Source organism: Streptomyces sp. NPDC059456 (genome assembly GCF_042750055.1).
Classification (GTDB): Bacteria; Actinomycetota; Actinomycetes; order Streptomycetales; family Streptomycetaceae; genus Streptomyces.
On the sequence record NZ_JBHYVA010000782.1, the window covers coordinates 1 to 3711 of the forward strand.

Consider the following 3711-nt stretch of genomic DNA (forward strand, 5'->3'; position numbering starts at 1 on the left):
GTGATCCGCCGACCCGCGCCCCGCGGCCCCCGCGTTGGGGGGGCCCCGCCCCCGGGGGGCGCTCGCCGCCAGCGGTTCCCGCGGACCCGTCCCCGCAGCAGCAGCGACAGCGCCGAGTGCACGTCGTCCAGCGACCGCTCGCTCTGGAACGACTGCCAGTCCAGCGCGGCCACCAGCACCATGCCCACCATCGCGGCGGCCGTCAGCTGCACGTCGATCTCCGCGCTGAGCTCCCCCCGCTCGACGCCCTCGCGCAGCACGGTCTCGACGACGGCGACCGCCTCCCGGCGGACCACCATCAGCGTGGACTGCCAGGTCCGGTTGGTCCGCCACAGTTCGGCGACGTACAGCTGGGTGAAGGCCGGGTACCGGTCGATGAAGACGAGACCGGCCCGGATCATCTCGTCCAGTGCCTCGACCCGGCTGCCGCCCCGCCGCTCGGTCTCCTCGGCCGCCTCGCGCAGCGAGGCCGTCAGCAGTCCGACGCCGTGCCGCAGCAGTTCCTCGAAGAGTTCGTTCTTGCTGGCGAAGTTGTAGTAGACCGTTCCCTTCGCCACCCCCGCCCGTTCGGCGATCTCGTCGACCGTGGTGGCGGAGAAGCCCTGCTCGGCGATGAGCGTGACGGCCGCCTCGTAGAGCTTCTGGCGGGTCGCCTGCCGGCGGTTGCCGCCGGTACCGGTGCTGCTGGTGTCCATGGCGCTGATTCTCACAGGTCAACCGATCTCTACAGGCTCAGTTCCGGGTGCAGCCGGTCCATCGTCCACACCTGCTTGCCGCGGGCGGCGAGCGCGGTCAGGGCCAGGGAGCCGACGGTGAAGGCCACCAGGACCGCGCAGCCGACCCAGACCCGGGTGAGGTCGCCGCCGGAGATGAGGCGGCGCAGCCCGTCGACGATGTGGGTCATCGGCAGGTACGGGTGGATCCAGTTGAAGAAGGCGGGGCTGGTCTGAACGGGGTACGTACCGCCCGCCGAGGTCAGCTGGAGCATCAGCACCACGAGGACCAGGATCCGCCCGGCCGCCCCGAACTTCGCGTTGAGCCACTGGACCATCGCCGCGAAGCAGGCGGTGGCCAGGGCGAGGAAGCCGAGGGTCAGCGCGGGGCGCGCCATCTCCAGGCCGAGGCCCCAGTGCAGTACGGACATCAGCGCGAGCACCTGGAGGACGCCGATGCCCACCACGGGCAGCCAGCCGGCGAACGCGATCCGCCAGGGCGAGGCGCCCGCGGCCAGGGCGCGCCGGTTCAGCGGGGCGATGAGCATGTAGGCGACCATCGCGCCGACCCAGAGGGAGAGCGGGATGAAGTACGGCGCGAAGCCGGTGCCGTAGTTGGGCGCCTTGTGCAGGGACTGGTTGGCGAGCTTGACCGGGTCGGCCATCACCTGGGTGCGGGCGTCGCGCTGCTGCTGGTCGTAGTCCGGGATCTTGTCGACGCCGTCGTGCAGGCCGCCGGCGAGCTCGCCGGTGCCGTCGACGAGCTTGTACATGCCGCCGTCGAGGCGGTGGGCCCCGTCGCCGAGCTTGCCGACGCCGTTGCCGAGGGCCTCGGAGCCGTCGGTGGCCTTGCCGAGTCCGGTGTGGAGCTGTCCCATGCCGGTGGCGACCTTGTGGGCGCCGGCGTTGAGGGCGTTGGCGTCGGCGACGGCCTGGTCCAGCTTGCCGGAGAGGGCCGGGGCGCCCGCGGCGAGCTTGCGGGCCTGCTTCTCCAGGTCGGTGAGCTGCTTGCGCAGGTCGGCCAGGTCGCCGCCCGAGTCCTTGACCAGGGTGTCGACGTCGCCGGTGAGCTGGGCGGCCTCGGCGGTGGCGTCCTTCAGCTTCTTCATGTCGGCGCAGGTGACCGGCAGGGGCTTGGCCGCGGCGCCCGTGCAGGTGCGGGTGTACGTGTCGGCGGCCAGGGCGGCGGCCTGCTTGCTGACCTTGGCCGCGGCGGGAGCCTTCTTGCTGAAGGTCTCGAGGTGGTTGTTGACGACCCGGGCGGTGTCCGCGACGAGCAGCGCGGTGTCGGCGAGCTGCTTGGGGTTGTCCAGGTAGGGGCGGACCTGGGAGGCGGTGCCGTTGATCTTGTCCGCGACCTGCTGGGTGCCGGCGGCGATGTCCTTCGTACCGCTCTCCAGCTTGTCCGCGGCCGCGTCGAGCTTCTTCAGCCCGCCGGTGATCTCCCCGTTCTTCTCCTCGACCGTGTCGAGGCCGTCGGCGATCTCCTTGGCCCCCTGCTGGGCCTTGCCGGCCCCGTCCTTGAGCTGGTCGGCTCCGTCGGCCGCCTGGGCCGTCTTGTCGTGGAGGTCGGAGAAGGAGACGAAGATCTTGTCGAGGAAGCCGCGGGAGGCGTTGGTGGACGCCGCCGAGCGGACCTCGGAGAAGACGGTGCGCGAGATCGACCCGACGATGTAGTTGTTCGCGTCGTTCGTACGGACCTGCAGGGCGCTGGTGGTGGGGTCGGCACCCGCACTGGAGGTGATCTTCGTGCTGAAGTCGGCGGGCATGGTGAGGGAGAGGTAGTACGTGCCCTTCTCCACCCCCTCGGCCGCCTCGTCGGCGCTGACCTCGCGCCAGTCGAAGGTCTTGCTGTCGTGGAGCTTCCTGGCGATCTCGGCGCCGGCGTCCAGGCGCTTGCCGTCGACGGTGGCGCCCTTGTCCGCGTTGACGAGGGCGACGGGCACCTTGTCGAGGTTCTTGTACGGGTCCCAGAACGAGCACAGGTACAGCGCGCCGTACAGCAGCGGCAGCAGGAGCAGCGCGACGAGAGCGGCGACGGGCAGCTTCCCCCGCCCGAACCGCTTCAGCTCAAGCGCGGCGAGCTTCGGCGAGCGCATCGTCCGCCCCCTTCGTGTCGTCGGTGTCTTCGGCGTCTTCGGCGTCTTCGGCGTCTTGGGTGTCTTGGGTGTCTTGGGCGTCTTCTTCGGCGGCGGGGCCCGTGGTGTCCGCGGGCCGCCCGGCGGCCTCGGTCGCGGCGGGGCCGGTGCGCAGGACCGTCGCGTCGTCCGGGGCGTCGCTGCACACGGCGAGGACGGTGGTCCCGCGGGCGGCGATCGAGCGGAGCATGGTCCAGGCCTCGGCGCGTTCGGCGTCCGGGAGCTTGAGGTCCAGGTCGTCGAGGGCCAGCAGCCGCGGCGAGCCCAGCAGGGCGATGGCCACGGACAGCCGGACCGCTTCCAGGCGCTCCAGGTCCCGTACGGAGGTGCGCGGGCCCTTGGGCAGCGTGGCGAGGTCCAGCCCGGCGGAGGCCAGCGCGGCCTCGATCCGGGCGGCGGCGGTGGTGCGGCGCTCGGCACGCGGCCGCAGCAGGGCGCGGACGGGGCCCTCGTAGCGGCGCTGGAGCAGGGCGCCCTCGCGCAGCTGCTCGGCGACGGTGAGGGACTGGTCGAGCTCGTTGACCGAGGTGACGGGGCCGAGGGCGGCGATCCTGCGGACCGCGGCCATGTGCTTGGGCAGCCGGTGGCCGGCGATCTCGGCGTGGCCCTCGGTGGCCTTCATGCGGCCGGTGAGGGCGAGGAGGAGGCAGGTCCGGCCGCTGCCGGAGGGGCCTTCGACCGCGATGAGCGAGCCGGGCCGCGCGTCGACGCCCACCCCGCGGAACACCCAGCCGCGCGGGCCCTTGAGTCCGAAGTTCTCGGCTGTGACGGCCGCACCGTGCGGGCTGTCCACACCGTCCCCCCTTCTTTTGTTCTGTGCGGGCCGGTCGAATAGTAGCACCTGCGGGGCCCCACCGGTG

3 protein-coding genes are annotated in these 3711 nt (G+C 72.1%); all 3 read right to left on the bottom strand.

Annotation, left to right across the window (positions count from 1 at the left end):
• Nucleotides 1-695: TetR/AcrR family transcriptional regulator (locus tag ACFXA3_RS38340; protein WP_385195261.1), on the bottom strand; the 695-nt coding region annotated here is incomplete at its 3' end.
• A 29-nt stretch (nucleotides 696-724) separates the two neighbouring features.
• Complete coding sequence (locus ACFXA3_RS38345) at nucleotides 725-2812, bottom strand: YhgE/Pip family protein (protein ID WP_385195264.1); 2088 nt, start codon at nucleotides 2810-2812, stop codon at nucleotides 725-727.
• Nucleotides 2784-3644 (bottom strand): ATP-binding cassette domain-containing protein, encoded by an 861-nt coding sequence (locus ACFXA3_RS38350; protein ID WP_385195266.1) that lies wholly within the window; start codon nucleotides 3642-3644, stop codon nucleotides 2784-2786. The genes ACFXA3_RS38345 and ACFXA3_RS38350 overlap by 29 nt, the downstream gene beginning before the upstream one ends.
• Nucleotides 3645-3711 lie beyond the last annotated feature (67 nt).

Bases quoted from the DNA above. Each gene is read 5' to 3' on its own strand.
- ACFXA3_RS38345 (WP_385195264.1), bottom strand. From the start codon at position 2,812: ATGCGCTCGCCGAAGCTCGCCGCGCTTGAGCTGAAGCGGTTCGGGCGG.